The sequence below is a fragment of the Streptomyces sp. Da 82-17 genome, assembly GCF_046098215.1.
GTDB lineage: Bacteria > Actinomycetota > Actinomycetes > Streptomycetales > Streptomycetaceae > Streptomyces.
In genome coordinates this window covers 61,756-86,864 of record NZ_JBJURH010000012.1, presented here as the reverse complement: position 1 = coordinate 86,864, position 25,109 = coordinate 61,756, and the positions used below count along the sequence as shown (strand labels likewise).

Here is a 25,109-nt window from a genome sequence, read left to right as displayed (position 1 = left end):
TACGGGGCGTACCGGGAAGTCGTTCGCGGGTGGGGACAACCCCCGTACCGGTCCGGGTGCGTGCCGGATGGGCGGCGCGGGGCGGGGCGGGGGAGGCTGGGTGTGGCCGGGGCCTGCAGAGCCCTGAAGGTAGCGGAACCCCAAGAAGCGGCAGGCCCCAGAGCAACCGAGCGTCGACCGGGAGCAGCAGTGACAGCCGTGCGCACCCCCGCCCGCAGCGCCCTCCGTACCCTGGCTGCCCTGTGCGCCGTCGCCCTCCTCGGGGCGCCGGGCGTCGCCGCCCGCGCGGGGCAGCCGCACGAGCCGGACCTGCGGCCCGCGCTCCGGCAGGCCGTCGCCGACGGGTTCCCCGGAGCCGTCGCGTACGCGCGCGACGGTGCGCGGGAGGCGCGGGCCGCCGCCGGGGTCGCCGACACCCGCACCGGCGCGCCCGCGCGGCCGCAGCAGCGGTTCCGGATCGCCAGCAACACCAAGGCGTTCGTGGCGACCGTGCTGCTGCAACTGGAGGGCGAACGGCGGCTCTCCCTCGACGACAGTGTGGAGAAGTGGCTGCCCGGACTCGTCCAGGGCCACGGCAACGACGGCTCCGCCATCACGGTCCGGCAGCTCCTCGACCACACCGCCGGGCTGTACGACCCGACCACCGAGCCCGCGTTCTGGGCGCCCTATCTGGAGGACGGCGACCGGGACCACGTGTACGCGCCGCGCGAGGTCGTCGCCCGCGCCGTGCGCCACGCGCCCACGTTCCCGCCCGGCACGGGGTGGGCGTACTCCAACACCAACTACCTCGTCGCCGGACTCGTCGTGGAGGCCGTCACCGGGCGCAGCGCGGGCGACGAGATCCAGCGGCGCATCCTCGACCCGCTCGACCTCGACCGCACCGCACTGCCCACCACCGACCCGGACGTGCCCGGCCCGCACCTGCACGGCTACGACCTGAAGGGCGCCGACCTGACCCGCTTCAGCCCGTCGTACGACTGGACCGCGGGCGCCATGATCTCCACCGTCGACGACCTCGCCCGCTTCCAACGCGCCCTGTTCGGCGGGAAGTTGCTCGCGCCCGCCCAGCAGCGCGCCCTCCTCACGCCCGTGGACGTCCCGGGCGCGCCCGCGTACGGGCTCGGGGTGCAGCGGCGCGAGGTCCCGTGCCCGGACGGGCCGGTGACCGTGTGGGGGAGCGACGGGGCCGGGCCCGGGTACACCAGTGTGGCCGCCGCGACGGAGGACGGCAGGCGTCAACTCGTCCTCGCCGTCACCGTGTTCGACATCGCCGCCCAGCTCCGCGGCGAGCCGCCCGTACCGCGCAGCAAGGCGCTCGCCCGGGCGCAGCAGGCCGCCCTCTGCGACTGATGCGCCCGACCCCACCGTCCGGGACGCCGATCAACTGCCTTGCCTCACGGGGCAGTTGGTACGACGATGAAGCCTCCCGAAGGCGGAGGGGGCCCGGTGGCGTACGAGGAGTGGGCGGGGGCGTCCGGGCGTGACCTGGTCCTCGACGACTGGTTCACCCGGCAGCTCGTCGCCGCACCCGGCCCCGACACGGCGGCCGGAAGCACCCCCGGAGCCCCCGCCGCGAGCGGCCGGCACCTCCGCGACATCACCGTGCTCCTCGGCGGCCCCGGCAGCGGCAAGTCCGGTCTGCTCGCCGCGTTCGAGGAGCGCGCCGCCAACACGTACGCCGCGCACCTCGACTGCGCCTCCCTGCCGGACACCGTGCAGCGCCCCGTCGACGTCCTGGCCCGCGTCGCCTTCCAGCTGAGCGCCGACGTGCCGGGCCTGCCGCCCGTGCAGCTGCCCGCGTACGCGGCACTGCGGCTCGCCCTCGCCGTCCGCACCGAACAGGCCGACCGGGACGCCGCCCTGGCCGAGCTGAGCACCGCACTCGACGAGGGGCGCGGCCGCGAGCAGTCCCTCGACCTGTTCCTTTCGCTCGCCGAGAAGCTCGGTTCGCTCGCCGGGATGCCCGCCTGGGGCCTCGCCGCCCTGCCGTTCCTGTCCGAGGGCATGCGGCGGCTGCAGGAGCACCGGGTCAGACGCACCCTCGCCCGGCAGGTGAACGCGCCCGCGTCCCCGGAGGACTTCCTCGTCGGCCTGAGCCACGGCCTGCAGCACGGCGACGAGAGGCAGCGCCGCCGCGCCCAGGACGTGCTCCTGCGGGCCTTCCTCGACGACCTGCGCCGCGCCTACACCACCGCCAAGGGCCACCGACTCCGCACCCTGCGCTGCCTGTTGCTGCTCGACAACGCCGACGACGAGCGCGGCCAGGACTTCCTCGACGCCCTGCGCGCCGCCCGCCGCGCAGGGCCCGAGGACGGCGACCCGCTGCTCGTCCTGGCCGCCGCCCGCAGCCGCCCCCGCCTCGTCGAACCCCTCGACGTCCCGGCGGGCCGCCTCCTGACCTGCTGGTCGACGTACCGCCGACGCGACCCGGACCCGTACGCCGACGCCGAGGAGGAGCGGTTCGCGCCCCTGGAGGTGCGCGGACGGCCGCACGTGCGGGTCGCGCAACTGCGGCCGCTGAGCCGTGCCGAGGTTGCCGAGCAGTGCCGGCCGCTCGTCCCGCACCTCCCGGAGGTGCCCGGCGTCGACCGGACGGCGGACTGGCTCGCCCGCATCGTCCACGACCTGACCGCGGGACACCCCTTCGCCACGGCCGCGATCCTGCGCCAACTCCTCGCGTACGACGAGCAGGTGGGGGTCGTCGACCGGCTGCGGCGCATGTGCGCGTACGACCCGCACCGCCCGTCGGTCGCCGAGCAGGCGTACGACCGGCTCTTCGGGGGCGTGCCCGCGGCGGTCCGGGCGCGGCTGCCGCGGGTCGCCGCCGCGGCCCTTCCCGTGCAGGCCCTCGCGGCCGACGCGCTGTGGGGGCGCGGCAACCATCTCCTGTACCAGGTCACGGAGTTGATCGGGGACGAGCTGCGGTTCGACGTCGTCGACGTGGACGGCGGCGGCGTCCTCACCATGCCGCCGATCGCCCGCCGCCACCTCCTGCAGCGCCTCGCCCGCAGCACGGACGGCGCCGAGGCCGGCACCTGGGCCGGGGCGCACCGCAGGCTGCGGGACGCGATGAGCGGCCGGGACGCCGCCTACCACCGACTCGCCCTCGGCGACGTGCCCGCCGCGACCCGCTACCTGCACGGGCTGCTCGACCAGGTCAGGGACGGCGGCGTCCCGATGGCCGAGTGGTGCCGCACCCTGTCGTGGCTGCAGCGCGCCCCGCACCCGCGCCTCACCGCCCCCGGCGACGGGCAGCAGGATTACGAGGAGGCCGTCGAACGCCTCGGCAGCAGCGTCCCCGCAGGGCAACTCCCTGTCGCCCGGCTCCTGATCGCCGGCCGACTCACCGTCCACCCGCCGACCGACCCGTACGCCGCGCTCTGGTCGGACCCGCTGTGGGACCCCACGGCCCGGCTGCGCACGGAGATCGCCGAACAGCTCCAGCAGGTCGGCGAACAGGTCCCCCACCTGCGGGGACTGCCGCTGCACGAGCGTGTCCAGTCCTACGACAAGGAGCCGTGGTGATGCCCGGTACGCCCGAACGGGACCGGCCCGACCGGCGCGGCGCCCTGCCCAGGCCCGAGCCGGAGCCCGCGCCGTGGTGGCGCCGCCGGCGCACCCTCACCGTCGCCGGGGTCGGCGCCGTCGTCCTCGTACTGTGCGGCTATCTCGCCCTCGGCACCGGCTGGGGCTCGATCCGCTACCTCACCGAGCGCTGCGCCGACCGCGTGTGGGAGCGCGGGCCCGACGACGAGTGCACGGGCGTCAGCGACGGCGGCTTCGTGTTCGGCGACCTCGACGACATCTCGGCGGCGATAGCGAAGGAGAACCGGCGCGTCACCGACGGCTCCCTGCCGTACGTCACGGTCGCCCTGCTCATCCCCCTGACCACCGCCGAGGCCGACCCCAACCGCAGGGCCGCCGTCAAGGGCCAGATCCGGCACGAGGTCCAGGGCGCCCACCTCGCGCAGCTCCGCATGAACGGCCGCGGCTCGCCCGCCGTGCGCCTCGTCCTCGCCAACCCGGGCCGGGGGAGCGCCCACTACGCGGCGGTGGCCGAGGAGTTGGACGCGATGGCGCGGTCGAAGGAGGAGAACCTGCGGGCCGTGGTCGGCTTCGACATGAGCGAGGAGAACACGAAGAAGGCGATCCGGCACCTCACCGCGGACCTCGGCATCCCGGTGGTCGGCGGCCCCATCACGGCCTCCGACCTGACCATGCCGGGCCTCGCCCGTATCGTGCCGACCAACGAGGACCAGGCGGAGGTCCTCGCGGGCCTGCCGGACGGCGACAACGTCTTCCTCGTCGAGGACACCCGGCCGGGCGACAGCTATGTGGACACGCTGCGGGACGCGTTCAACGCGAAGCGGCCGAAGGGCGCCCTGGAGTCCGAGCAGTACCGCTCGTCCGGCGGCTCCGACGACGACCCGAGCCTCGCCGGGGACTTCGAGAACATCGCCCAGAACATCTGCCAGTCCGGCGCCCGCGACATCTACTTCGCCGGACGGCCGCCCCAACTGCGCATGCTCGTCCTGGAGTTGGGGAGCCAGCCGTGCGCGCGGACGAAGCACAGCTTCCGCGTCATCACCGGCTCGGGCGCCTCGACGGTCGACTCGTACGTGCCGAGCGGTGAACTCGACGAGTGGCGGCGGGCGTTGGGCCGGGTCACGGTCGAGTACGCGGCCGTGGGGCACCCGGAGGCGTGGGCGGGGAGCGAGGCCCCGGAGGCGGAGGACGCGCGCACCGAGATGCGGCACCTGGAGGCGGCCGCCGCCGGCCTGAAGGGCGCGGACCTCGAGGACTCCCGCCTGATGACGATCTACGACGCGACGCGCACGGCCGTCACCAACATCCGCCGCCAGGCCGAGGGCGGCAAGCGCATTCCCCGCCTGGACGAAGTCGCCAGCGGCTGGCACCAGTTGAAGAGCGTCAACAAGATCAGGGGCACGACCGGCTGGATCTGCCTCGACAACCACGGCAACGCGTACAACAAGGCGGTGCACCGCGTCCGGCTCGACCCGAAGTGGCGCCCGAACCAGAAGCTGGACTTCGTCGGGGTGTCCTGGCCGGAGGGCGAACCCCTGGACGCCACGTGCACGGCGCCCCGGCGGTGAGAGACCCGGCGTGCGCACCGAGCGGGTGGGCGTGCCCGCACCTGGGGGATGCGGGCACGCCCGGACCGTGACGCGGATGCGTCAGCCGTGGTACGTGATGTACCCGTTGCGGTCGGCGTCGTCGCCGCGCTGCGTGTAGGCGTGCACGTCGGCCCGGGAGCCGCCGGGCTTCAGCAGATAGACGGTGTCCTTGTCGTTGTTCCAGATGAAGTTGCAGTTCTGCCGGTAGACGACGTTGCCGCTGTCCGAGTCGGTGCCCCGCCCGCCGCGCAGCTTCACGTAGTCGCCGGGCTGGAGGTAGTGGCTCGCGGTGAACGTGAACCGGTTCCCGGCGGCGTCCTTCACGACGTAACCCCTGAGGTTGACCGTCGCGCTCCGCGAGTAGTTCTTGATGGTCAGGTACTCGGCTCTGGTGTTGCCGCCCGAGCACCGGTTGTCGTCCGAGCCGGGCGCGTTGTACTGGATTCCCCGGACCTTCAGCGCCGAGGAGTACTCGGCGGCGTGGGCCGGGGCGGTCAGGACGGCGACGACGGAACCCGCCGCGGCGACCGCGGTCAGGGCATGCCGGATACGCATGAGGAAATCCCCCTCAATCGTGCTTATGGAGCGGAGGGAGCTTATCCAATGTGAACGTGAGATGTGTGATGTGGGGAGAATGTGAAGGAAAGGGGTCGGCCTGGGGCGCCGGCAGTTCGGCGAAGGGTCGGTCTAGGGCGTCAGCAGCTCGGCGAAGTGGTCGGCGAAGGCCGTCAGGCGGTCGAGTTCGGGGCCGCTGCGGGCCGCCTCGAAGCCGTGCCGACGAGCCCAGAACGCGGCCTGGACGGCGTGGAGTTGGGTCCAGCGGCGGACCCGGTCCACGTCGAGCCCGGCGGCCTCGGCGAAGACCGCGAGGGCCCGGTGGGCCGCGGCGCGCAGGTCGTCCGCCTCCAGGAAGGCCAGGGCCCGGGACTTGAGGAGGGTGCCACCGTCGTAGGCCGGGTCGCCGACGTGCCCCTTCGGGTCGACCGCCAGCCAGGGCTCGCGGTCGGCGCGCAGGATGTTCCGCGCGTGCAGGTCGCCGTGGATCAGGGTGTCCGGCTGGGCCGCGCCGAGCTCACGGATCGTGGCCAGGGCGTGGTCGAGGGTGCGGCGGGGCAGGGCGTGCCTCAACTCCCAGGCGTCCCGCTCCAGTTGGTCCGCCCACTCGGCGGCCCGGTCGCGCAGCCGGGGCAGTCCCGGCGGCGCGGGCACGGCGAGGCGGCGGCTCACCCGGCCCGCGACCCGCAGCACCTCGTCCTGGTCCTCGACCTCCGCGAGCGTGGCCGTGCGCACCCGCTCCAGGAGCATCGCGTACCGCTCGTCGTCCCGCTCGTACAGGCGGACCGCGCCGCGACCCCGCCACGCGGCGAACGCGTCCGGCTCGTGGTCGTTGCCGGGGTGCGGGAACGACACCTTCAGGACCGCCGGCTCCCCGCCGCGCGTCCGCACCGGCACGACGACGCCGACCGCCCCGTGCAGCACGTCCCCGTCCCGCTCGCAGCCCCAGCGGTCGAGCAACGCTCCCACGATGCCGGGCAGTTCGGCGAGCCAGGCGGCGCCGGTCCCGCCCTCGCGCGCGACGGTGGTCCGGGCGAACGTCTCGGGTACGTCGATCACCCGCGCCACCCTACGCCCGGCACCCCGGGCCCGGGTGTGCGTACGGGAGCGTGCGCGGGGCGCGCGGGGGCGAGGTCGGCGCGAGGGCGCGTTGTCGGACCCGCGTGCCAGAATCCGCAGGGTGAAGATCAGTGCGGGGGAACTCAACCGGGCGACGCTCAGCCGCCAACTGCTCCTGGAGCGCGCCGACTTGAGCGTGCCGGAGGCGGTGCGGCGCGTCGTCGCCCTGCAGGCCCAGCAGCCGGCCTCGCCGTACGTCGCCCTGTGGAACCGGCTGCGCGGCTTCGCCCCGGCCGAGCTCGACGCGGCGTTCGCCGAGCGCCAGGTGGCCAAGGCGACCCTGATGCGCATCACGCTGCACGCCGTCCACGCCGCGGACTACGCACCGTTCCGCAAGGCCATGCAGCCCACGCTGTACGCCTCCCGCCTGGGCGGACGCTTCGCCGAGGCCGGACTCACCGCCGCCGACGCCCACGCGCTCGTGCCGGAACTCCTCGCCTTCGCCGCGCAGCCCCGTACGTCCGCCGAGATGCAGGCCTGGGTGGCCGAACGGCTCGGCGCGGAGCGCAAGGACGGCGCCTGGTGGGGCCTGAAGGGGTACGCGCCGCTGCACCACGCCCCCACCCCCGCCCCCTGGTCCTTCGGCCACCGGCCCTCGTTCGTACGAGCCGACCCGGCGCTCCTGCCCGGCCCCGGCCGCGAGCCGGACGCGGACGCGCTGCGCACCCTGGTCCTGCGCCACCTCGCCGGTTTCGGCCCGGCCTCCGTCGCCGACGTGGCCCGGTTCGCGATGCTGCCACGCACCCCCGTACGGGCGGCGCTCAAGACCCTCGAAGCCGACCTCGTCCAGTGCCGACTGCCGGACGGATCAGTGCTGTTCGACCTCCCGGACGCGCCCCGACCGCCCGCCGACACCCCGGCGCCGCCCCGCCTCATGGCCATGTGGGACAGCACGCTTCTCGCGTACGCCGACCGCAGCCGCGTCCTCCCGCCCGCGTACCGCCCCCTGGTCATCCGCGCCAACGGCGACGTCCTGCCGACGCTCCTCGTGGACGGCCGGGTCGCGGGCGTGTGGCGGCCGGCCGACGACGGCACCGGCATCGAGGCCACCGCCTTCCACCCGCTGAGCCGCCCCGCCTGGACCGCGCTCGCGGCGGAGGCGGACTCCCTGCGCACCCTCCTCGACGGCCGCGAGACGCGGCCTGTACGGGCGGTACGGGCACTGGTGGAAGAAGCTGGGCGACGCCGGGGCGGAGGTCCGGGTCCTGTGAGCGGCCCGTATCAGGGGCGGGGGCCGGGCGGCGGCGTGGCCGTCGCCGCGCAGGACGCGCCCAGCAGGTGCGCGGCACGCTCCGTCCGCAGATGCAGCGCCGTACGCCCGGTGCGCTGCGTCGCCACCAGGCCCGCCCCGCGCAGCGCGCCCAGGTGTTGGGACACGGCGCTTGGGGTGACGCCGAGCCGTTCGGCCAGGGCGGGCGTGCTCAACGGCTCGGCGAGCGCCGCCAGGATCCCGGTCCTGACGCGGCCCAACACCGGTTCCATACCGGCGAGTTGGGGCGCGGGCGGCTCCCACAGCAGGCCCACGCCGAGCGCCGGGTAGCGCACCGAGGCCGTCGTGAGAGGCGACTTGTCGACGCCCGCGTGCGGCCAGTTGAAGACGCTGGGGAGGAGGACCAGCCCGTGCGGCCCGGGGTCGACCTGGTGAAGGGTGTGCCGGGCGCCCCGGCCGCGTACCGTCAACCGGCCCCCGTCCCAGGCCAGATCGGGATGCAGTTCCGCGAACAACGCCTCGACGCCGCCGTCCACCAACGTCAGCGCACGCCGGGCGATGTCGGCCTCCAGGAGCGCCCGCATCCGCCCCCAGTGCGGGGCGAGCAGGGCGTCGTGGCAGCGCTGCAGGGCGGCGGCGAGGCGGGGGAGCACGGTCGCGGGCTCGGGAGTCTCCGGCACGGCTCGCGGCCGGCCGCCGACGACCGCCGCGTACTCCCGGCGGAAGAACTCCTCGTCCGTGGCGCGCAACGGCTCCAACTCCGCCGCCAGGGACGGCAACCGCTCCGGCGGCACCGGGAACAGGAACGACGGCATGGAGCCCAGCGGCCCGGCGACCAGCGCGCGCAGCAGCGGCAGCTCCGGCTCACGCGCGACGAGCGGACGAACCCCGCGCGCCCAGCCGCCGTGCACCGCGTGCCCGCCCCCGCCGAGCACGATCCGCAGCGCGAGCACCGTCTCGCCCAGCGGCGACACCGCGAACCGCACCTTCGCCACCGAGCCCGCGCTCAACCCCAGCGCGACGACCACACCGCCACCCCCGCCCGTCCCCCCGACCATGAAGCTGTCACTGAACGATAGAACCCGGGCCGCCCCGCCCGTCAGCCTGGCCCGCATGACGCACACCACCCCGCACGACGCACCGCGCCCGCACGCCCGCGACACCGCGTACGCCTCGCACGCCTTGTACGCCTCCTGTTCCTCCTACGACGGAACCCGCCTCTCCTACGCCGTCACCGGCTGCGGCGAACCGCTCGTCTGCCTTCCCGGCGGCCCCCTGCAGGCGGCCGCGTACCTCGGCGATCTCGGGGGGCTCACCGCGAGCCGCACCCTCATCACCCTCGACCTGCGTGGCACGGGCCGCTCCGCCGTGCCGCGGGACCCCGCCACGTACCGCTGCGACCGGCTCGTCGCCGACGTGGAGGCGCTCCGCGCGCACCTCGGGGCCGACCGCCTCGACCTGCTCGCCCACTCCGCCGGCGCCAACCTCGCCCTGCTGTACACGGCCCGGCACCCCGACCGGGTGCGCCGACTCGTCCTGGTCGCGCCGAGCGTCCTCGCCGTCGGCGTGCCGATCGGGGAGCGGACGCGGCGGGACGTGGCCGAGGCGCGGCGCGGCGAACCCTGGTACCCGGCCGCGTCCAGGGCCCTGGAAGCCGTCTTCGCGGGCCGCGCCGAAGCCGCCGACCTGCGCGCCGTCTCGCCGTTCTGGTACGGGAGTTGGGGCGAGGAGGCCCGTGCGCACGCCGCGGCGGCCGACCGGCAGCGCAACGCGGAGGCCGCCGCCGTGTACGCCGCGGAGGGCGCCTTCGACCCGACGGCCACGCGCGCGGCGCTCGCCCGGCTCCCCGCGCCCGTGCTGGCCCTCGCCGGTGAGCTCGACCTGAACTCCCCACCTCTCGCGGTCGCGGAACTCGCGGGGCTGGTGCGGGACTCCGAGTTCCGCGTGCAGGCCGGGGCGGCGCACTTCCCCTGGCTCGACGACCCGGCCGCGTTCACGACGACGGTCGAGGGTTTTCTGCGGACCTAGCCGGTACGCCGAGCCTCAGCGTCCGCGGCCCCGCCGCACCCGGGCCCGTCCCACCAGGTCGTCCGCCGCCGCGGGCCATGTCTCGTACGTGAACTGGAAACCGGCGTCGAGCAGGCGGCCCGGCACGACGCGGCGGCTCTTCAGGAGCAGTTCCGTGTCGGAACGGAGGACGAACGCGCCCACCTCCGCCATCCACCGCGTCGCCGGGAGGCCGAGCGGCATCCGCCAACTCGTCCGCAGCGCCCGCATGAAGGCGCGCTGCGGCAGCGGAGCGGGCGCGGCCAGGTTGACCGGGCCGGTCAACTCCTCGTGGTCGACGAGGAATTCGACGGCCCGCACGAAGTCCCGGTCGTGGATCCACGACACGTACTGCCGACCGCCGGCGACCGGGCCGCCGAGGCCGAGGCGGGCCATGCGCGACAGCACGTCGAACACGCCGCCGCGGTCCGGGCTCATCACCATCGCCGCCCGCAGCGCGACCTTCCGCGTGCCCGGAGTGTCCGCCTCCGCCTGGGCCCGCTCCCAGTTCCGCGCGATGCGGACGCTGTACTCCCAGTAGTCCGGCACACCGCTCTCGTGGCCGCCGATCACGCCGTCCGCCTCGTCGTTGGCGGCGTCGAAGCGGTGCGCGTACACGGTCGCGGTGCTCATCTGCAGCCACACACGCGGCGGGTCGGCGGCCGCGGCGATCGCCTCGCCGACGACCCGCGCCGAGTCGACGCGCGAGTCCATCATGGCCCGCAGATGGTCGGCGGTGTAGCGGCAACTCACGCTCCGCCCGGCCAGGTTGACGACGATGTCGCTGCCGTCGATCTCCCGGGCCCAGTCCCCGAGCGTGACGCCGTCCCAGGCCACGTCCTGCGGGCGGCGCGGGCGCCGCGTCAGGATCACCACCCGGTGGCCCTGCGCGGTGAACGCCCGCTCCAGGATCGCGCCGACCTGGCCCGTGCCGCCCGGGATGACGATCTTCATCGCTGCGTACCCCCTTGCTCCGTGGCACGAGCCTAACCCAGTTGTTGAACGCGTTCAAAAATCGGGCTCCGGTGCGCGCTCAGGAGCGGGTCCGTGCCGCCTCCGGCGGCGGGCACCACTTCGCGCCCTTCCCGCCGCCCTGCCGCCCGCAGAACCCCATCTGCTGCGGCCGCTGCGCCCCCTCGACGCGCTGTACGGAGATGAGCTTGTCGAGCGGAACCTGCTGGTCCACGCCGCCGCCGAAGTCGATCACGCCGCTCTCGCCGTCCAGGGCGACCTTGCCGTGGATGCCGCTCAGGGCGTGCCACACGGCCGGCGGGGTCAGCGGGATGCCGGCGGCCCGGTCCTTGAGGCGGGCGATGGCCTTCAGGTAAAGGTTCACCGCGTCGAACGCGAGCGCCGCGTGACCGTCGAGCGAGGTGTCCTCGACCCGCCGGCACTCCTCGGGGAACAGCTCCTTCATCGTGCTGTACAGGTCGCTCGGCCCGTCGCAGGACGCCGAGCCCACGGTGAAGTCGAGGAACTCGTACGGCACCCGCGGGAAGGCCTTGCGGCGGTCCGGGTCCGCGCCGAGGCGGGCCACGTCGTCGCCGCCGAGCAGCCGGGGCGGGCTCGAACCGCAGGTGTCGTTGGCGGCGCCGAGGATCGTCTCGAAGTCCTCGCTGCGGCCCGCGAAGAACACCAACCCGTCGTACCCGCAGGCCTGTTCGCCGACCGCGCGGGTCCCGGTGCCGGTGGGCGTGCCGGGTGACGCCGGGGACGGCACGTACCCCTCCTCCTGCACGGCGAAGCCCGCCGCGTCGAAGGACTTCGCGGCGTCCTGACGCAGGTTCTCGCTGTACTCGTCGGTCGGGTCGAGCGAGTACACGATGCGTACGCGCCGCTTCAGCTCGTCCTCCTCGACCAGGTGGGCGGCGTACGCGGCGGCCACCGCGGCCTCGCGCCGGTTGAGCGGCGACACCTGGTAGTACAGCGACGACTCGCTCGGCAGGGAGTCCGCGGACAGGGTCGTGGCGACCATCGGCAGCCCGACCTCGGTCAGCCGGTCGATCGTCGTGATCGTCGCCTTGCGGCTCTGGTCGAGCCCGGTGACGCCGACGATGCTCGGGTCACGGGCCATCATCTTCTGCACGCGCAGCGCGACATCCGCCCCGTACCGCATGCCGCTGCCCGCGCTGGCCGGGAAGATCCGCAGTACGGGCTGCGCGTCGCCGGCCTTGTCGAGCTGGCGGCGCTGCGCGCTGGCGGCGCCCTGCAACGCCTCGCGCGCGTACGACTGGGCGCTGTAGCGCTGCCCGGACGGGGCGCTGAGCAGCGCGGTCAGATGCACGAGCGTCACGAGAGGGCGCTTCGGGTCGTCCTTGTGGCGCCGCTCGGCCTCCCGGTTCTGGTCGGCGATGGTCCGCATCGTCTTGCGCACCCGCTCGTCGGTGGAGCCGAAGGCGAAGCCGTGCGGCGCGACGCCCACGCACTCGCCGGTCTTCTCCCGCCACACGGTCGCCGCGTCCGGGTCGTCGCGGCTCAGGCCGCAGTGCTGGCGCTGCCAGTCGTCGCGGTCGCCCCGGTGGTCGAGCACGGAGACGCCGACCGAGCCGCCGATCAGCGCGAGCGCCGCCGTGGCCGCGACCAGCGTGGCGATCCGGCCCGTCCACACCGGCGGGCGCGGCACGGCGAGACGGCGGGCGATCGCCGCGCCGTCCCGCTGGATCTCGTACCGCTCGGCGTCCTCCGGAACGGTCTCCGGAATACGCACCGGAAGAAACCAGAACTGAACCGGCCGCCCGCCGCCCGCACTGCGCACATGCTCGCACCACACGTCGTACGGAGCGGGATTGTCGGTGAGTTCCCGCACCCGCATCACGGCGTTCGCAGCCGCGTTCCGGCCGGAATGCAGCGACGCGTCCGGAGTCTGGCCCTGCGGGTCCCGGGAGAACCGCAGCGCGGGGTCGGCGGCGGGTTCCTCGGTGCTGCTGGTGATGAGCAGCAGCGGGTCGAACGCGCCGATGTCATTGCGCACTTCGGCGAACAGCCGCACCAGTTCCCTGCCGTGGTTCCGCGCGCTCAGGCCGCGCAGAAACGCCACGCAATAGGCCGTACGACGATGGGCGCGGCGGCGCCACGGGCGACGGCGATAGGCGACCCGGAGATCCTCCAGAAAAGCGTCGATCAGCAATTTGCTGATCTGCTGCGGATCTTCGCGCCCCCACCGCGGCTGGGTGAGCCGCACGGCGAACCCGATGAACGTTCCCGGATCGGCTGGCGCCATGTACGGCTGGTGCAGCAGCCAGCGGTATTCGCGCCCCACACCGCGCCACACCCGGAACCAGAAGATCGGCAGCAGATAGAGCCCCAGGATGTACGCCCACCAGGGCACGGCGCCCTGCAGCGCGACTTCGGTGCTCGGGCTGCGCATGAATCCGAAGAAGCGGCGGCGCATCAATTCCCGGTCGCGCAGCCGCCTCAGCACGATGCGGCCGTGCTGGCTGTCCGGCTCCTGTGCGGTGTCGGTCAGCTCCAACAGCCAATTGACCAGGCCGAGTCGGCGAAAGCGCACACGGCGGTCGCTTCCGTACCGGTCGGACGAATACTTGCTGGCGAGTTCGACGAGAATGCGGCGGCAGAGCTCGGCCCGCTGCCAGGCGGGGTCCAGATAGTTCTCGGCCCGTTCGTCGCCGCGCTCGGCGACGACCTCGTCCCACTTCTTCTCCATGTCGACCGGCTGGAACGGAACGGCCCTCGGCTGCGCCTCGTTGAGGGCGTGCTCGATCTGTTCCGCGAGCTCGTCCTGATGGTCGCCGACGAGGCTCAGGATCGGAATTCCGTCCCGGTGCGGAACCTCGCCGGGCAATTCGGTCTTCTTGGGCCGGGACACGAGCTTTCCCAGCAGTTTGAACAGCAGATCGGCATGTTCGAAGACGGGCGCCACTCTTCCCCCGTTGCGTCAGAGACCGGCCAACGTAGTAGCTCCGGAACATCCACGATAGTGCTCGGGCGCCGCCGCTGAACAGGCTTGCGATGTTTGCTGTTCGGTCACGGGCGAGGCGGCCGGGAGGGCGGCGCGAGGCGGTCGTCGGGCCCGGCGGCGGGCCTGTCGGCGCAGGGTCGCGAGGCGGTCGGCGGGCCCCGCGGAAGGCGGCCGGGGCCGATTGTCAGTGGTGCACGGCAGGATGGGGGCATGACGACGACTCCTGCCGTTCCTTCCGCCGTTCCTGCTGGTCAGACGCCCGCCGAGGCCGCCCCGCAGGCTGCCCTGCAGTCCGCCGACGCCTACGCGGAGGCGGTCGCCCGGGCGGTTCGCGCCGCCGCCGCGTACTACGACAACGGCAGCTCCGCCCTCGACGACGAGGCGTACGACAGGCTGGTCCGCGAGATCGCCGCGTACGAGGCGCGGCACCCCGACGAGGTGCTGCCCGACTCGCCCTCCGGCAAGGTGGCCGGCGGCGCGGTCGAGGGGGACGTTCCGCACACGGTCCCCATGCTGAGCCTCGACAACGCGTTCTCCGACGAGGAGTTCAGCACCTGGGCGGCCTCGCTCGAACGCCGCATCGGCAGGCCGGTCGCCGCCTGGAACGTGCAGCCGAAGCTGGACGGCCTGGCCATAGCGGCCCGGTACGAACAGGGCCGGCTCACCCGGCTCATCACGCGCGGCGACGGGACGGCCGGGGAGGACGTCTCGCACGCCGTCGGCACGATAGAGGGCCTGCCCGCCCAGCTCACCGAACCCGTCACGGTCGAGGTGCGCGGCGAAGTCCTCATGACCACCGCCCAGTTCGAGTACGCCAACGAGGTCCGCACCCGGCACGGCGGCGACCCCTTCGCCAACCCCCGCAACGCCGCCGCGGGCACGCTCCGCGCGAAGGACCGTGCGTACACGGTGCCGATGACGTTCTTCGGCTACGGACTGCTGCCGCTGCCCGGCACGGACGACGAGCTCGCCGAAGAGCTCGCCGCCGAGGCGCACGGCGACCTGATGGACCGCGCCGTGCGGTACGGCGTCAACACCCCGGCGAGCACGCAGGTGCCCGGCAGGGTCGTCACCACCGTCGAGGAAGTCCTCGCGCGGGTACGGGAGATCGGGGAGCTGCGCGCCCAACTCCCGTTCGGCATCGACGGCATCGTCGTCAAGGCCGACCTGGCCGCCGACCAGAGGGAAGCGGGGGAGGGCACGCGGGCGCCGCGCTGGGCGCTCGCGTTCAAGCTCCCCGCCGTCGAGAAGATCACCAGGCTGGTGGACGTGGAGTGGAACGTCGGCCGCACCGGCATCATCGCGCCCCGCGCCGTCCTCGAACCGGTCGAGATCGACGGCTCGACGGTCACGTACGCGACGCTGCACAACCCGGCCGACATCACGCGCCGCGGCCTGCGCCTCGGCGACCACGTGATGGTGTACAAGGCGGGGGACATCATCCCGCGCGTGGAGGCCCCGGTGGCCCATCTGCGGACGGGCGACGAGCGGGAGATCGAGTTCCCCGCGGCCTGCCCGCAGTGCGGTTCGGGCATCGACACGGGGGAGCAGCGGTGGCGCTGCGAGCGCGGCCGCAACTGCCACCTGGTCGCCTCCGTCGCGTACGCGGCGGGCCGGGACCAGCTGGACATCGAGGGGCTCGGCCACTCCCGGGTCGTCCAACTCGTCGACGCCGGGCTCGTGTCGGCGCTGCCCGACCTGTTCGACCGGCTGACGCGCGACGACCTGCTCGGCCTGGAGCGGATGGGGGAGACCAGCACGGACAACCTGATCGCCGCCCTGGAGGCCGCCAAGCGGCAACCACTGTCGCGGGTGCTGTGCGCGCTCGGCATCCGCGGCACGGGACGGTCCATGTCCCGCCGCATCGCCCGGCACTTCGCCACGATGGACGCGATCCGCGCGGCCGACGCGGAGGCCATGCAGCAGGTCGAGGGCATCGGGGCGGAGAAGGCCCCGGTGATCGTCGCCGAGCTGGCCGAGCTGGCCGACCAGATCGACCGTCTCGCTGCGGCGGGCCTCACCATGACGGAGCCGGGAGCGACCCCGCCCGCCCCGCCGGCCACGGAGGAGAACGGAGCCGACGCCAGTCAACCGGCGGTTCCCGCAGGCCCGTTGGCCGGGATGAAGGTCGTGGTGACCGGCGCGATGACGGGCCCGCTGGAGAAGCTCTCCCGCAACGAGATGAACGAACTCGTCGAACGAGCCGGAGGCAAGGCGTCCGGCAGCGTCTCGAAGAACACCAGCCTGGTCGTCGCGGGCGAGGGCGCGGGCTCGAAGCGCACGAAGGCCGAGACGCTGGGCGTACGCCTGGCCACGCCGGACGAGTTCGCCGAGTTGGTGGGGGAGTTCATCATGTGACGCGAGCCCCGCCGGGCAGGGGCGCCCCGGGGTGAGGCGCGGCGCACACCTCACCCCGGGGGCCGCTCAGGCAGGGTCGACGCGTGACACGGTCCCGCCCAGGTCGAGCACGTACAGCTCGCCGTCGCCGGCCTGGGCGAAGGACACGACCTGGCCGCCGTTGACGCCCAGGTCGTGCTGTCCGGTGACCTTGCCGTTCTCGATCTGCAGGGAGCGCAGCGTGCCGTCGCAGTAGTCGCTGAACACGTACTGGCCCTTCAGGTCCGGGATCTTCTCGCCCCGGTAGACATACCCGCCGGTCACCGAGCAGCCCAGGCCGTTGCGGTCGTACTCGTGGATCGGCGGCACATGGTTCGCGGGCTCCGTGCCGCCGCGGAACGGATGGTTGCCCTCCATCGCGGACCAGCCGTAGTTCTCGCCGCCCTTGCTGTCGGCCGGAGCCCAGTCGATCTCCTCCCAGGCGCTCTGGCCGACGTCGCCGATCAGCAGGTCGCCCGTGCCCGAGTCGAAGGAGAACTTCCATGGGTTGCGCAGCCCGTACGCCCAGATCTCGTCCTTGGCCTTCGGGTCGCCGACGAACGGATTGTCCGCGGGCACGGCGTACGGGTCGCCGCCCGCCGGGTCGATCCGCAGCAGCTTGCCGAGGAGGGTGTCGAGGTTCTGCCCGTTGCCGTGCGGGTCCCCGCCGGAGCCGCCGTCGCCGAGCGCGATGTACAGATAGCCGTCGGGGCCGAACCTGAGGTCGCCGCCGTTGTGGTTGGCGTACGGCTGGGTCTGGGTGAGGACGGTGCGGCGGGAGTCCGGGTCGAGCTTGCCGTCCTTGACGGCGAACTCGTCGACGGTGCTGGTGCCTTCAAGGTCGGTGAACGACAGGTAGAAGTGGCTGAAGTCCGGGTCGAAGGCGATGCCGAGGAGTCCGCGCTCGCCGTCGGTGGTGGTCTCCGCGGAGATGTCGAGCACCGGGTCGCCGAGGCCCTGGTCGGTCAACACCCGGACGGTGCCCGCGCGTTCGGCGATCCACACGGACCCTCCGGGCCCGGCGGCCCCGGCGGACGGGTTCTTCGCCGTGGCCACTTCCTTCAGCGTGACCTGCGGAGCCTTCTTCTTGGCGGCCGGCGCTGCGGCCTGCGCTGCGGCGTGCGAGTAGCCCTGCGCGGTGACCGGACCCCGGTCCGTGGCACGGCCGTCGGGCTCGTCGGCGGAAGCCGTCGCCAGGGCGAGGGAAGCGGCGAGGCAGACGGCGCCGACGATCGCGGAACTCCTGGTGCGCGTACGTAAGTTCACCGTGGCCCTCCTAGGGGCGGCGCAGGCAGAGGCCGCACGACTGCCGGTGGCGGATCCCGATCCGCCGCGCTCGGCGACACTCGACCTCTACCTGGGTGGGGGGTGGGGGGATGGTGTGTCACTGGCCTGTCACTGGCTATGGACGAGGATACGGAGACGGGCGCTGATGGCATAGACCAATGCCCGGGATTCGATGGCGGATTCCTCACGGCGGCGCGTGCGCGGCGAGTCCCCCCTCGCCGCACACGCACCACTCACCCGGCCACCCCGTCACTCAGCGGCACACCTGGCCCCGCCGCCTCACCGCATGTCCGCGGGGCGCTCCTTCCCGGCGAACGGGAAGCGGGCGCGGAAGTCGTCCGCCGCGTCCTCCAAAGTGCAGAAGCTGACGCCCTCGTGGCGGGAGACGTACTCGATGAAGCGCTCCAGCATCAGCAGGACCTGCGGGCGGCCGGAGACGTCCGGGTGCAGGGTGACGGGGATCACCGCGTAGTCCAACTCCCGGTGCACCCAGTCGAACTGGTCCTTCCAGTCCTGCTCCAGGGCGCGCGGGCTGACGTAGCCGTGGCTGTTGTGGGAGTGCTTGTTGAACATCATGGGCGGCAGGTCGTCCACGTACCAGTTGCCGCAGAACTCCACCAGGTCCACCTCGTGGCCGTGGACCAGGGGCTTCATCCAGTCGGCGGCGTCCTTGGTGTAGTCGATCTTCGTCCAGGTGTCGCCGACGCGGGCGTAGAAGGGGGTGAAGTCCCGGTAGTTCTGCGAGTGGTCGTAGGAGAAGCCGTACTTGTGCAGCAGGGCCGCGGTCTGAGCGGACATCTCCCACCACGGGGCGACGTAGCCGCGCGGCTTGCGGCCCGCGAACGACTCGATCAGCTCGACGCTGCGGGCGAGGACGTCCTCCTCCTGCTGCGGGGTCATCGCGATGGGGTTCTCGTGCGAGTAGCCGTGCGCGCCGATCTCGTGCCCGGCCTCGATGACCATCTCGGTCTGCGCCGGGAACGTCTCGATGGAGTGGCCGGGGATGAACCAGGAGGTGCGGATGCCGTACCGCTCGAACAGCTTGAGCAGGCGCGGCGTGCCGACCTCGCCCGCGAAGACGCCGCGCTGGATGTCGTTGGGCGAGTCCTCACCGCCGTACGAGCCGAGCCAGCCGGCGACGGCGTCCACGTCCACGCCGAGTGCGATCTTGATGTCCTTGGCCATGTGGGGTTCCTTTCAGGGGAGTTGAGGGGCAATCGAGTGGATGCCGTCCGGTTCAGCTCGCCTCGTCGAGCGCCGCGTGGATGCGTGCGACCGCGTCGGCGACGGCCGCGGAGTCCCGCTCGCTCCAGTCCCGCTCGGTCATGCTGTGCACGGAGATCCAGCCGGCCATCGCCCCGTCCCGCTCCACCGGCGCGAGCAGCTGCGCGTGCACGCCGTACACGTCGATCAGGGCCTGCGGCGGATGCGGGTCGTCGCGGAAGTGCGGCTGCACCAGCGGGCGGCGGTGCTGCTCCAGCCACTCCACGGTGTTGAGGCGGCGCTGGTCGAGGGAGGCGTCGCGGCGGATCGAGCGGATGCCGTCGCCGCAGGACTCGCCGGCCGTCAGGTCCACGCCGAGGCCGTGCCCGGGCAGGTCGACGCGGAACGTGGTGCGGTCCGCGGCGGTCGCCGTCCGCAGCTCGGCGAGCGCCGACTGGATGCGGGCGCGCAGGCTGCCGGAGCGCAGCAGGTCGCCGTGGCCGGGCAGCGCCGGGTGGGCGCCGGCCAGGTCGAGGGCCTGCCACAGGGTGGCGGTCACCGAGTCGAACACCGGGACGCCCAGGGCGGGTTCGAGCTCGGCGGCGGGCCGGGCCCCGTACACGTTGGTGCACACCACGGCCACCGCGTGCGCGTCGTCCGCGGCCGCCGCCTCGATCTGCCGGGCGACGTCCGGCTGCGGGACGCGCGCGAACGCCTCGTTCTCGCTGATCCCGAGCGGCTCGGCGAGCGTGCAGGCCAGCCCCTCCTTCGCGTACGTCTGCACGATCCGCTCGGCGACGTCCCGGGTGTACGGCAGGGCCAGGCCGAGGCGGGTCACGCCGTACGCGGCGCAGGCGTCGAGCAGCGCGAGCGTGGACGTGGTGGCGGGGACGCCGGTCTCCGCGGTGATCGCCGCGCAGAGCGCGCGGTCCCGGTCGACGCCGAGCCAGGAACCGGACGTGCCGTTCCAGGCGATGACGTCGACCTGCGCGTCCGCCAGCTGGAGGGCCGCCGAGAGCATCGGCGCCGGGTCGAACTGCGCGTCGGAGCCGGAGTCGAGTGCGATCCGGGTGACCGGCACGCGGGCGAAGTGCGCGGTGGCGGCGCCGGTGCCGTGCAGCAGGTCGTAAGTGACCGGTTCCAGGCAGGTGTTGGAGGACGGGGTGAGCATTCCGATCCGGACCGGGACCGGCGGGCGGGCAGTGCTCATCGGACGGACAGCCTCCTGCTGTAGTCGAGGACGAGGGACGAGGCGGTGAAGAGGACGCCGGCGCCGACGAAGTAGAGCAGCGCCCAGGTGTACGAGCCGGTGCCGCCGACGATGAAGCCGACCGCGATCGGCGTGACGATGCCCGCGATGTTCCCGGCGAAGTTCATCGCGCCGCCCATCACACCGGCGTTGGCGCGCCCGCCGAGCAGCGACGGCAGCGACCAGTACAGGCCGGCCCAGCGCAGGAAGAACAGCACGGCGGAGAGCAGCAGCACGGCGGTCAGCGCGTCCGGCACGAGGACCACGCCGAGCAGACCGGCGACGACGGCCGCGCCCGCGACGCCCATCAGGGTCCGCATGACCTTGTTGGCGCCGGCGCCGCGGGACCGCCAGCGGTCGGCCAGCCAGCCGCCGATCAGCTCGCCGACGAAGCCCGCGCCGAAGATGACGAGCGTCGACCAGCCGATGGTCTTGATGTCGAAGCCCTTGGTCTCGGAGAGGTACAGCGGGCCCCAGGTGAGCAGCCCGTAGAAGACTCCGTTGAAGCCCATCCAGCCCAGGCACATCGCCCAGAACGAGCGGTACTTGAGGTACGGGCGCAGCCCGGTGCGCTCGTCGGAGCCCTCCGCCTCGGCGTCCTCCTCGGCGTGGGCGCGCTCGATGTACGCGGCCTCCGCCTCGTTGACGCCGGGGTGCCGGCGCGGGTCGTCGCGGATGTACCAGTAGGCGAGCAGGCCGACCACGACGGTGGCGACGCCCGCGATGACGAAGCTGGTGCGCCAGCTTCCGGTCCAGGCGATCAGGCTGGAGATGATGATGCCGCCGAGGGCCGCGCCGAGCGGGGCGCCGCCGTCGAGGAGGACGGCGCCGCGGCCGCGTTCCTTCCGCGGCAGCCACTGGGCGTTGAGCTTGCCGCCGGCGGGCATGACCGGTGCTTCGACGGCGCCGAGGAGGAGGCGGTAGCCGAGCAGCGAGCCGACTCCGGTGGCGGCGGCGGTGACGCCCTGGGCGACGCCCCAGCCGACGCACGCGCCGGACGCCATCAGGCGCGGACCGAAGCGGTCGATCAGCCAGCCGCCGGGGATCTGCATCAGCGCGTACGACCAGAAGAACGCGCTGAGGACGATGCCGGTGGTCTCCTTGCTGAGGCCCAGATCCTCGGTGATCAGGGGGAGCGCGACGGAGACGGAACCGCGGTCGATGTAGTTGAGCGCGACCACGCCGAGCAGCAGGACGAACATCTTCCAGCGGACCTTGGTCGGCCGGTCCTTCCGGTCCTTCCGGGTCCGTCTGCCGGCGCTCTGGGACGCTGAGGCCGTGGGTGAAGTCATGGCATACCCTCAATTCGGGCAGGGCGGAATGAGGCAGTGAAATGCAGGGGTGGCGCGCCATTGACCTGGGGGTTTCCCGCTATGGCATACCAAAAAATAGGTGCGCCCCTGAGCGCCGTCAAGAGTTTGGTATACCGTAAGCGGAAGATCTTTTACGGGGCCGCACACGAGGCCCCCCGGCACCCCGCACGGGTGCCGGGGAAGTTCACGGGGAGGAAACGTGAGTCAGAACGAATCGCAGGCCGCCGCATCCCTCACCAGGACGGCCTGGCTGCGCGACCAGGTCTGCGAGGAGCTGCGCGACCGGATCATCACCGGCCGCCTCGCCCCCGGCGACCGGCTCGTGGAGCGTGATCTGGCCGAGGAGTTCAGCGTCTCCCGCGTGCCCGTGCGCGAGGCGATCCGCATCCTCATCGCCGAGGGCTTCCTGACCGCGGCCTCGCCGCGCCGCATCGTCGTCAAGGGGTACGACCGCAAGGACGTGGAGAACCTCTTCGACCTGCGCGAGGCCCTGGAGGTCCTGGCCGTGCGCCGGGCCGCGGAGCGGGCCGACAAGGCCGGACTCGCCGCGCTGGAGCGGCTGTTGGAGAACGCGCGGCGCGCGACCCTCTCCGGCAAGCCCGAGCGGATCTCCCGCGCCAACGCGGCGTTCCACCACCAGATCATGGAGCTCGCCGACAACGAACTCCTCGCCTCCACCGTCGAACCCCTGGAGGGCCGGCTCCGCTGGCTGTTCCAGCAGGTCGACGAGCCCGGCACGCTCTGGGAGGAGCACGACGCGCTCTACCGGGCCATCGCCTCGCGCGACGTGGACGCGTCGGCGGAGGCGTCACTCAGTCACGTACGCCACTACCGGGAGGTGGCGCTGCGGATGCTGTTCGAGGAGTAGGCAGACCTGCCGGGGGTCATGGTTTGCGCAGGTCGGCGAGCAGCTCGTCCAAGGTGCGTGTCAGGGCGGCCGAGTTGGCCGCGTCGAACCACGTCGTGCGGACGCGCTCGTTGTTGCCCTTCGGCGACTCGTGCTCCCCGCCGAGCTGCTCGAACGAGTGCGACGGATCCTCCAGGGACCGCCCGACCTCCTGGAACAGGCTGCGTACGTACCGCTCCGCGGCCTCGGCGGGAATGCCGTGGCCGACCGCCCACCGGGTGACTGTGGCGAGGTAGGCGTAGTGCGTGGTCTGCGTGCCCGTCAACGCGGACAGGACGTCGAAGTCCGCCTCGTCCGCGACGGGTTGGGCCCCGCCGAGCCGTGCGAAGAGGGCGTCCACGACCGGGTGCGCCGGATGCGTCACGGTGACGGAACGGCGCCGCCGCACCGACGGCAGCGGGATCGCCCGCACCAACGCGACGTCCTCGCCCAGGAGTTGGTGCAGCTCGTCGTTGCTCACGCCGGACATCACGTTCACCACCGTGCGCCCGGCGGGCACGACGAGCCCGGCGAGCGCCTCCTGCCGCTGCGCGCGGCGCACGGACACGACGAGGAGGTCGCAGCGGTCGACGACCTGCTGGTTGTCCGCACACACCCGCACGCTCGCGTGCCGTGCCGCCAACTCCCGTGCCGTACCGGCCCCTCGGGGCGACAGGAACACCTCCGGCGGCTCGGCCACCCCCTCGCACAGGCCGTCCACGAGAGCCGCGGCGAGCTTGCCGACGCCGATGATGCCGATGCGTTCCATGTCCTCCCCGTTCCCGCGTTGACCCGTTCCTCCGGACGCCGCGGTGTGTCCCGTTCCCCCGGTCGCCACGGTTCTCGACTGTAGTGGCCGGGGTGACACCCGCGGGCCGGATGCGATCAACTGTCCCCATGTCTGCGCACACGCCGCGAGCGGGATACACGACAGTCGGGTACGGCGGGGTCGACGTGCTGGTGGGTGCCGAACGCGGGGCCTATCCGTACGGCAACTCGCTGCGCGTACGCGGCACCGCATCCTCGCTGCTCGTCGACCCCTCGCTGTCGCTCCTGGACGGGGCGCCGCCCGTCGACGTCGTCCTGGTGAGCCACGCGCACGAGGACCACATCGCCGGACTCGCCGACTACGACGTGCCGGTGCACGTGCACACCGCAGACCTCGAACCGCTGCGCTCCCGCGAGGAGTTGATCGCCGGGCTCGGGCTGCCGGCGGAGGCGGTCGCGGAGGTCGACCGGATGTTCCGGGACGACTTCCGCGTGCAGGGGCGGCCCGACGCGAAGGGGTTCGACGACGGCGCGGTGTTCGACCTCGGCGGGCGCACCGTGACGGTCGTCCACCTGCCCGGTCACACCGCCGGGCACTGCGGATTCCTGGTCGAGCCGGACGGGTTCCTGTTCGTCGCGGACATCGACCTGACGTCGTTCGGCCCGTACTACGGCGACCCCGGCAGCGACCTCGACGACTTCGAGGCGTCCATGCGGCGCTGCCGGGACATCGACGCCCGCTGGTACGGGACGTCCCACCAGAAGGGCGTGATCGAGGGGGCCGCGGAGTTCCGGCGCCGGCTCGACGCGTTCGCGGGCGTGATCGGGCGACGCGAGGACACGCTCCTCGCGTATCTGACCGAGCCCCGCACCGTCGCCGAGATCGCCGCCCACCGCCTGGTGTACCGGCCGCACGTGGAGGCCCCGCACGTCACCTCCGTCGAACTCCGCACCGCGGCACGCCACTTGGAACGGCTGACCGCGCGGGGGCGGGTGGAGGAAGTGGAACCTGGGCGGTTCCGGCGCCGGTGACGGCAGGCGCACCCGCCGCCGGCCGCCCCGCCGCGACCGTCAGCTGCCGGTCCCCATCCACTCCTCCTCGTACGCCGCGTACGTCCCGTCGCGCTTCGCCAGGTGGGTGAACTGGTCGACGTACTCCTTGAACTCGTCGTCGCCGCGCGGCAGGGCGTACGCCTTCTCCGAGAACGTGAACGGCTTCTCCGGGTGCAGCGAGCACAGCTCCGGGTTGATCTTCGACTGGTACAGCGTCTCGCTCGCGTCCGTCATCATCACGTCGGCCCGGCCCTCCACGATCTCCCGGAAGATCGTCGTGTTCTCCGGGTGCAGCTTGATCGTGGCCTGCTCGATGTTCTCGCGTGCGAACTGCTCGTTCGTGCCGCCCGGGTTGACGATCACCGTCGTGCCCGGCTTGTCGATGTCCGCCAACTGCCCAGCGCCGAACCGCTCCTTGTCCGCGCAGCGCACGATCGGGGTCTTGCCGTCCTCGCGGGTCGGCTCGCCGAAGTACACCTGGCGGGCGCGCGGCAGCGTGATCGAGACGCCGCCGACCCCGATGTCGCAGCGGCCCGCCGCGACGTCCTTCGTGAGGTTCGCCCAGGTCGTCGCCACGAACTCGGGCCTCGCGTCGAGGCTTTCGGCGAGGTCCTCGGCCATCTTGATGTCGATCCCGGTGTATGTGCCGTCCTCGGGGTCGAGGTGCGTGAACGGCCGGTAGTCGCCGGTCGTGCACACCTCCAGAACCCCGGAACGCGGCACCGAGTCGAGCAGGCTCAGGTGCCCGGACTCCCGGGGCGGCGCCCCGCCGGACCCGTCCGACCCCGCGGGCGCGGCGGGCGCGGCGGCCGTCGCGGCGAGGAGACAGACCAGGGCGGACAGGGTGGCGGCACGGCGACGCTTCATGACGGCAACTCCTCTACGGAACCGACCCGTTCGGTGCAGGGGGCCGGAACACCATCGCAGACCCGCCCCCGCCGGTGAAACCCCTGCTCACGCTCCGGAACGCCCGGGACGGCACCGCGCCGA

The 25,109-nt window shown here is 73.1% G+C and carries 18 protein-coding genes and 1 pseudogene; 8 read left to right on the top strand and 11 right to left on the bottom strand.

The window, feature by feature from the left end; genetic code table 11:
* Nucleotides 1–189 precede the first annotated feature (189 nt).
* The 3 genes from ACIDOF_RS21390 (at nucleotide 190) to ACIDOF_RS21380 (ending at nucleotide 5,114) form a co-directional block, all read left to right on the top strand.
* Nucleotides 190–1,350, top strand: coding sequence for a serine hydrolase domain-containing protein (locus tag ACIDOF_RS21390; RefSeq protein ID WP_409007585.1), 1,161 nt, complete (start codon nucleotides 190–192; stop codon nucleotides 1,348–1,350).
* A 96-nt stretch (nucleotides 1,351–1,446) separates the two neighbouring features.
* On the top strand, nucleotides 1,447–3,525 hold the full coding sequence (locus tag ACIDOF_RS21385) for a hypothetical protein (RefSeq protein WP_409007584.1): 2,079 nt from the start codon (nucleotides 1,447–1,449) through the stop codon (nucleotides 3,523–3,525).
* On the top strand, nucleotides 3,525–5,114 hold the full coding sequence (locus ACIDOF_RS21380) for an ABC transporter substrate-binding protein (RefSeq protein ID WP_409007583.1): 1,590 nt from the start codon (nucleotides 3,525–3,527) through the stop codon (nucleotides 5,112–5,114). Before ACIDOF_RS21385 ends, ACIDOF_RS21380 begins: the two co-directional genes overlap by 1 nt.
* Before the next feature lie 81 nt (nucleotides 5,115–5,195).
* Here the strand turns inward: ACIDOF_RS21380 and ACIDOF_RS21375 are convergent, their stop codons facing one another.
* Together ACIDOF_RS21375 and ACIDOF_RS21370 are read right to left on the bottom strand one after the other, a co-directional pair.
* Nucleotides 5,196–5,690, bottom strand: a complete 495-nt coding sequence (locus ACIDOF_RS21375; RefSeq protein WP_409007582.1) for a lamin tail domain-containing protein — start codon at nucleotides 5,688–5,690, stop codon at nucleotides 5,196–5,198.
* 132 nt (nucleotides 5,691–5,822) lie between these two features.
* Nucleotides 5,823–6,749 (bottom strand): aminoglycoside phosphotransferase family protein, encoded by a 927-nt coding sequence (locus ACIDOF_RS21370; RefSeq protein WP_409007581.1) that lies wholly within the window; start codon nucleotides 6,747–6,749, stop codon nucleotides 5,823–5,825.
* Nucleotides 6,750–6,870: 121 nt separating this feature from the next.
* Here ACIDOF_RS21370 and ACIDOF_RS21365 point away from each other — a divergent pair.
* A pseudogene (locus tag ACIDOF_RS21365) lies at nucleotides 6,871–8,020 on the top strand (winged helix DNA-binding domain-containing protein).
* Between the two features lie 10 nt (nucleotides 8,021–8,030).
* On the opposite strand, the gene ACIDOF_RS21360 reads toward ACIDOF_RS21365, so the two are convergent.
* A complete protein-coding gene (locus ACIDOF_RS21360) occupies nucleotides 8,031–9,077 on the bottom strand; it encodes a DUF5937 family protein (protein WP_409007580.1) in 1,047 nt (348 codons plus the stop codon).
* A gap of 55 nt (nucleotides 9,078–9,132) precedes the next feature.
* Between ACIDOF_RS21360 and ACIDOF_RS21355 the strand changes: the two genes are divergently transcribed.
* A complete protein-coding gene (locus ACIDOF_RS21355; protein WP_409007579.1) occupies nucleotides 9,133–10,047 on the top strand; it encodes an alpha/beta fold hydrolase in 915 nt (304 codons plus the stop codon).
* A 15-nt stretch (nucleotides 10,048–10,062) separates the two neighbouring features.
* On the opposite strand, the gene ACIDOF_RS21350 is transcribed toward ACIDOF_RS21355, so the two are convergent.
* A complete protein-coding gene (locus tag ACIDOF_RS21350) occupies nucleotides 10,063–11,019 on the bottom strand; it encodes a TIGR01777 family oxidoreductase (protein ID WP_409007578.1) in 957 nt (318 codons plus the stop codon).
* Between the two features lie 79 nt (nucleotides 11,020–11,098).
* Complete coding sequence (locus ACIDOF_RS21345) at nucleotides 11,099–13,945, bottom strand: ABC transporter substrate-binding protein (RefSeq protein WP_409007577.1); 2,847 nt, start codon at nucleotides 13,943–13,945, stop codon at nucleotides 11,099–11,101.
* A gap of 249 nt (nucleotides 13,946–14,194) precedes the next feature.
* Between ACIDOF_RS21345 and ligA the strand changes: the two genes are divergently transcribed.
* Nucleotides 14,195–16,342 (top strand): NAD-dependent DNA ligase LigA, encoded by a 2,148-nt coding sequence (gene ligA / locus ACIDOF_RS21340; RefSeq protein WP_409007576.1) that lies wholly within the window; start codon nucleotides 14,195–14,197, stop codon nucleotides 16,340–16,342.
* A 66-nt stretch (nucleotides 16,343–16,408) separates the two neighbouring features.
* On the opposite strand, the gene ACIDOF_RS21335 is transcribed toward ligA, so the two are convergent.
* From ACIDOF_RS21335 to ACIDOF_RS21320, 4 genes are all read right to left on the bottom strand, one after another.
* The gene (locus tag ACIDOF_RS21335; RefSeq protein ID WP_409007575.1) at nucleotides 16,409–17,626 is read right to left on the bottom strand and encodes a PQQ-dependent sugar dehydrogenase; all 1,218 of its coding nucleotides are present in this window, start codon (nucleotides 17,624–17,626) and stop codon (nucleotides 16,409–16,411) included.
* A 300-nt stretch (nucleotides 17,627–17,926) separates the two neighbouring features.
* Nucleotides 17,927–18,832, bottom strand: a complete 906-nt coding sequence (locus ACIDOF_RS21330; protein WP_409007574.1) for a polysaccharide deacetylase family protein — start codon at nucleotides 18,830–18,832, stop codon at nucleotides 17,927–17,929.
* 52 nt (nucleotides 18,833–18,884) lie between these two features.
* Complete coding sequence (locus tag ACIDOF_RS21325) at nucleotides 18,885–20,060, bottom strand: GAF domain-containing protein (protein ID WP_409007573.1); 1,176 nt, start codon at nucleotides 20,058–20,060, stop codon at nucleotides 18,885–18,887.
* A complete protein-coding gene (locus ACIDOF_RS21320; RefSeq protein ID WP_409007572.1) occupies nucleotides 20,057–21,391 on the bottom strand; it encodes an MFS transporter in 1,335 nt (444 codons plus the stop codon). Before ACIDOF_RS21320 ends, ACIDOF_RS21325 begins: the two co-directional genes overlap by 4 nt.
* A gap of 220 nt (nucleotides 21,392–21,611) precedes the next feature.
* Here ACIDOF_RS21320 and ACIDOF_RS21315 point away from each other — a divergent pair, with 220 nt between their 5' ends.
* On the top strand, nucleotides 21,612–22,280 hold the full coding sequence (locus ACIDOF_RS21315) for a GntR family transcriptional regulator (protein ID WP_409007571.1): 669 nt from the start codon (nucleotides 21,612–21,614) through the stop codon (nucleotides 22,278–22,280).
* A 16-nt stretch (nucleotides 22,281–22,296) separates the two neighbouring features.
* Here ACIDOF_RS21315 and ACIDOF_RS21310 read toward each other — a convergent pair whose 3' ends face one another.
* The gene (locus tag ACIDOF_RS21310; RefSeq protein WP_409007570.1) at nucleotides 22,297–23,067 is read right to left on the bottom strand and encodes an NAD(P)-binding domain-containing protein; all 771 of its coding nucleotides are present in this window, start codon (nucleotides 23,065–23,067) and stop codon (nucleotides 22,297–22,299) included.
* 128 nt (nucleotides 23,068–23,195) lie between these two features.
* Here ACIDOF_RS21310 and ACIDOF_RS21305 point away from each other — a divergent pair, with 128 nt between their 5' ends.
* On the top strand, nucleotides 23,196–24,098 hold the full coding sequence (locus ACIDOF_RS21305) for an MBL fold metallo-hydrolase (protein WP_409007569.1): 903 nt from the start codon (nucleotides 23,196–23,198) through the stop codon (nucleotides 24,096–24,098).
* A gap of 39 nt (nucleotides 24,099–24,137) precedes the next feature.
* Here the strand turns inward: ACIDOF_RS21305 and ACIDOF_RS21300 are convergent, their stop codons facing one another.
* The gene (locus tag ACIDOF_RS21300; protein WP_409007568.1) at nucleotides 24,138–24,986 is read right to left on the bottom strand and encodes a transporter substrate-binding domain-containing protein; all 849 of its coding nucleotides are present in this window, start codon (nucleotides 24,984–24,986) and stop codon (nucleotides 24,138–24,140) included.
* Between the last annotated feature and the right edge of the window lie 123 nt (nucleotides 24,987–25,109).

Excerpts from the sequence above, each read along its gene's own strand:
- ACIDOF_RS21305 (WP_409007569.1), top strand. The coding sequence starts at position 23,196 with ATGTCTGCGCACACGCCGCGAGCGGGATACACGACAGTCGGGTACGGC.
- ACIDOF_RS21375 (WP_409007582.1), bottom strand. The coding sequence starts at position 5,690 with ATGCGTATCCGGCATGCCCTGACCGCGGTCGCCGCGGCGGGTTCCGTC.
- ACIDOF_RS21355 (WP_409007579.1), top strand. The coding sequence starts at position 9,133 with ATGACGCACACCACCCCGCACGACGCACCGCGCCCGCACGCCCGCGAC.
- ACIDOF_RS21350 (WP_409007578.1), bottom strand. The coding sequence starts at position 11,019 with ATGAAGATCGTCATCCCGGGCGGCACGGGCCAGGTCGGCGCGATCCTG.
- ACIDOF_RS21325 (WP_409007573.1), bottom strand. The coding sequence starts at position 20,060 with ATGAGCACTGCCCGCCCGCCGGTCCCGGTCCGGATCGGAATGCTCACC.
- ACIDOF_RS21360 (WP_409007580.1), bottom strand. The coding sequence starts at position 9,077 with ATGGTCGGGGGGACGGGCGGGGGTGGCGGTGTGGTCGTCGCGCTGGGG.
- ACIDOF_RS21320 (WP_409007572.1), bottom strand. The coding sequence starts at position 21,391 with ATGACTTCACCCACGGCCTCAGCGTCCCAGAGCGCCGGCAGACGGACC.
- ACIDOF_RS21380 (WP_409007583.1), top strand. The coding sequence starts at position 3,525 with ATGCCCGGTACGCCCGAACGGGACCGGCCCGACCGGCGCGGCGCCCTG.
- ACIDOF_RS21300 (WP_409007568.1), bottom strand. The coding sequence starts at position 24,986 with ATGAAGCGTCGCCGTGCCGCCACCCTGTCCGCCCTGGTCTGTCTCCTC.
- ligA (WP_409007576.1), top strand. The coding sequence starts at position 14,195 with ATGACGACGACTCCTGCCGTTCCTTCCGCCGTTCCTGCTGGTCAGACG.
- ACIDOF_RS21310 (WP_409007570.1), bottom strand. The coding sequence starts at position 23,067 with ATGGAACGCATCGGCATCATCGGCGTCGGCAAGCTCGCCGCGGCTCTC.
- ACIDOF_RS21330 (WP_409007574.1), bottom strand. The coding sequence starts at position 18,832 with ATGGCCAAGGACATCAAGATCGCACTCGGCGTGGACGTGGACGCCGTC.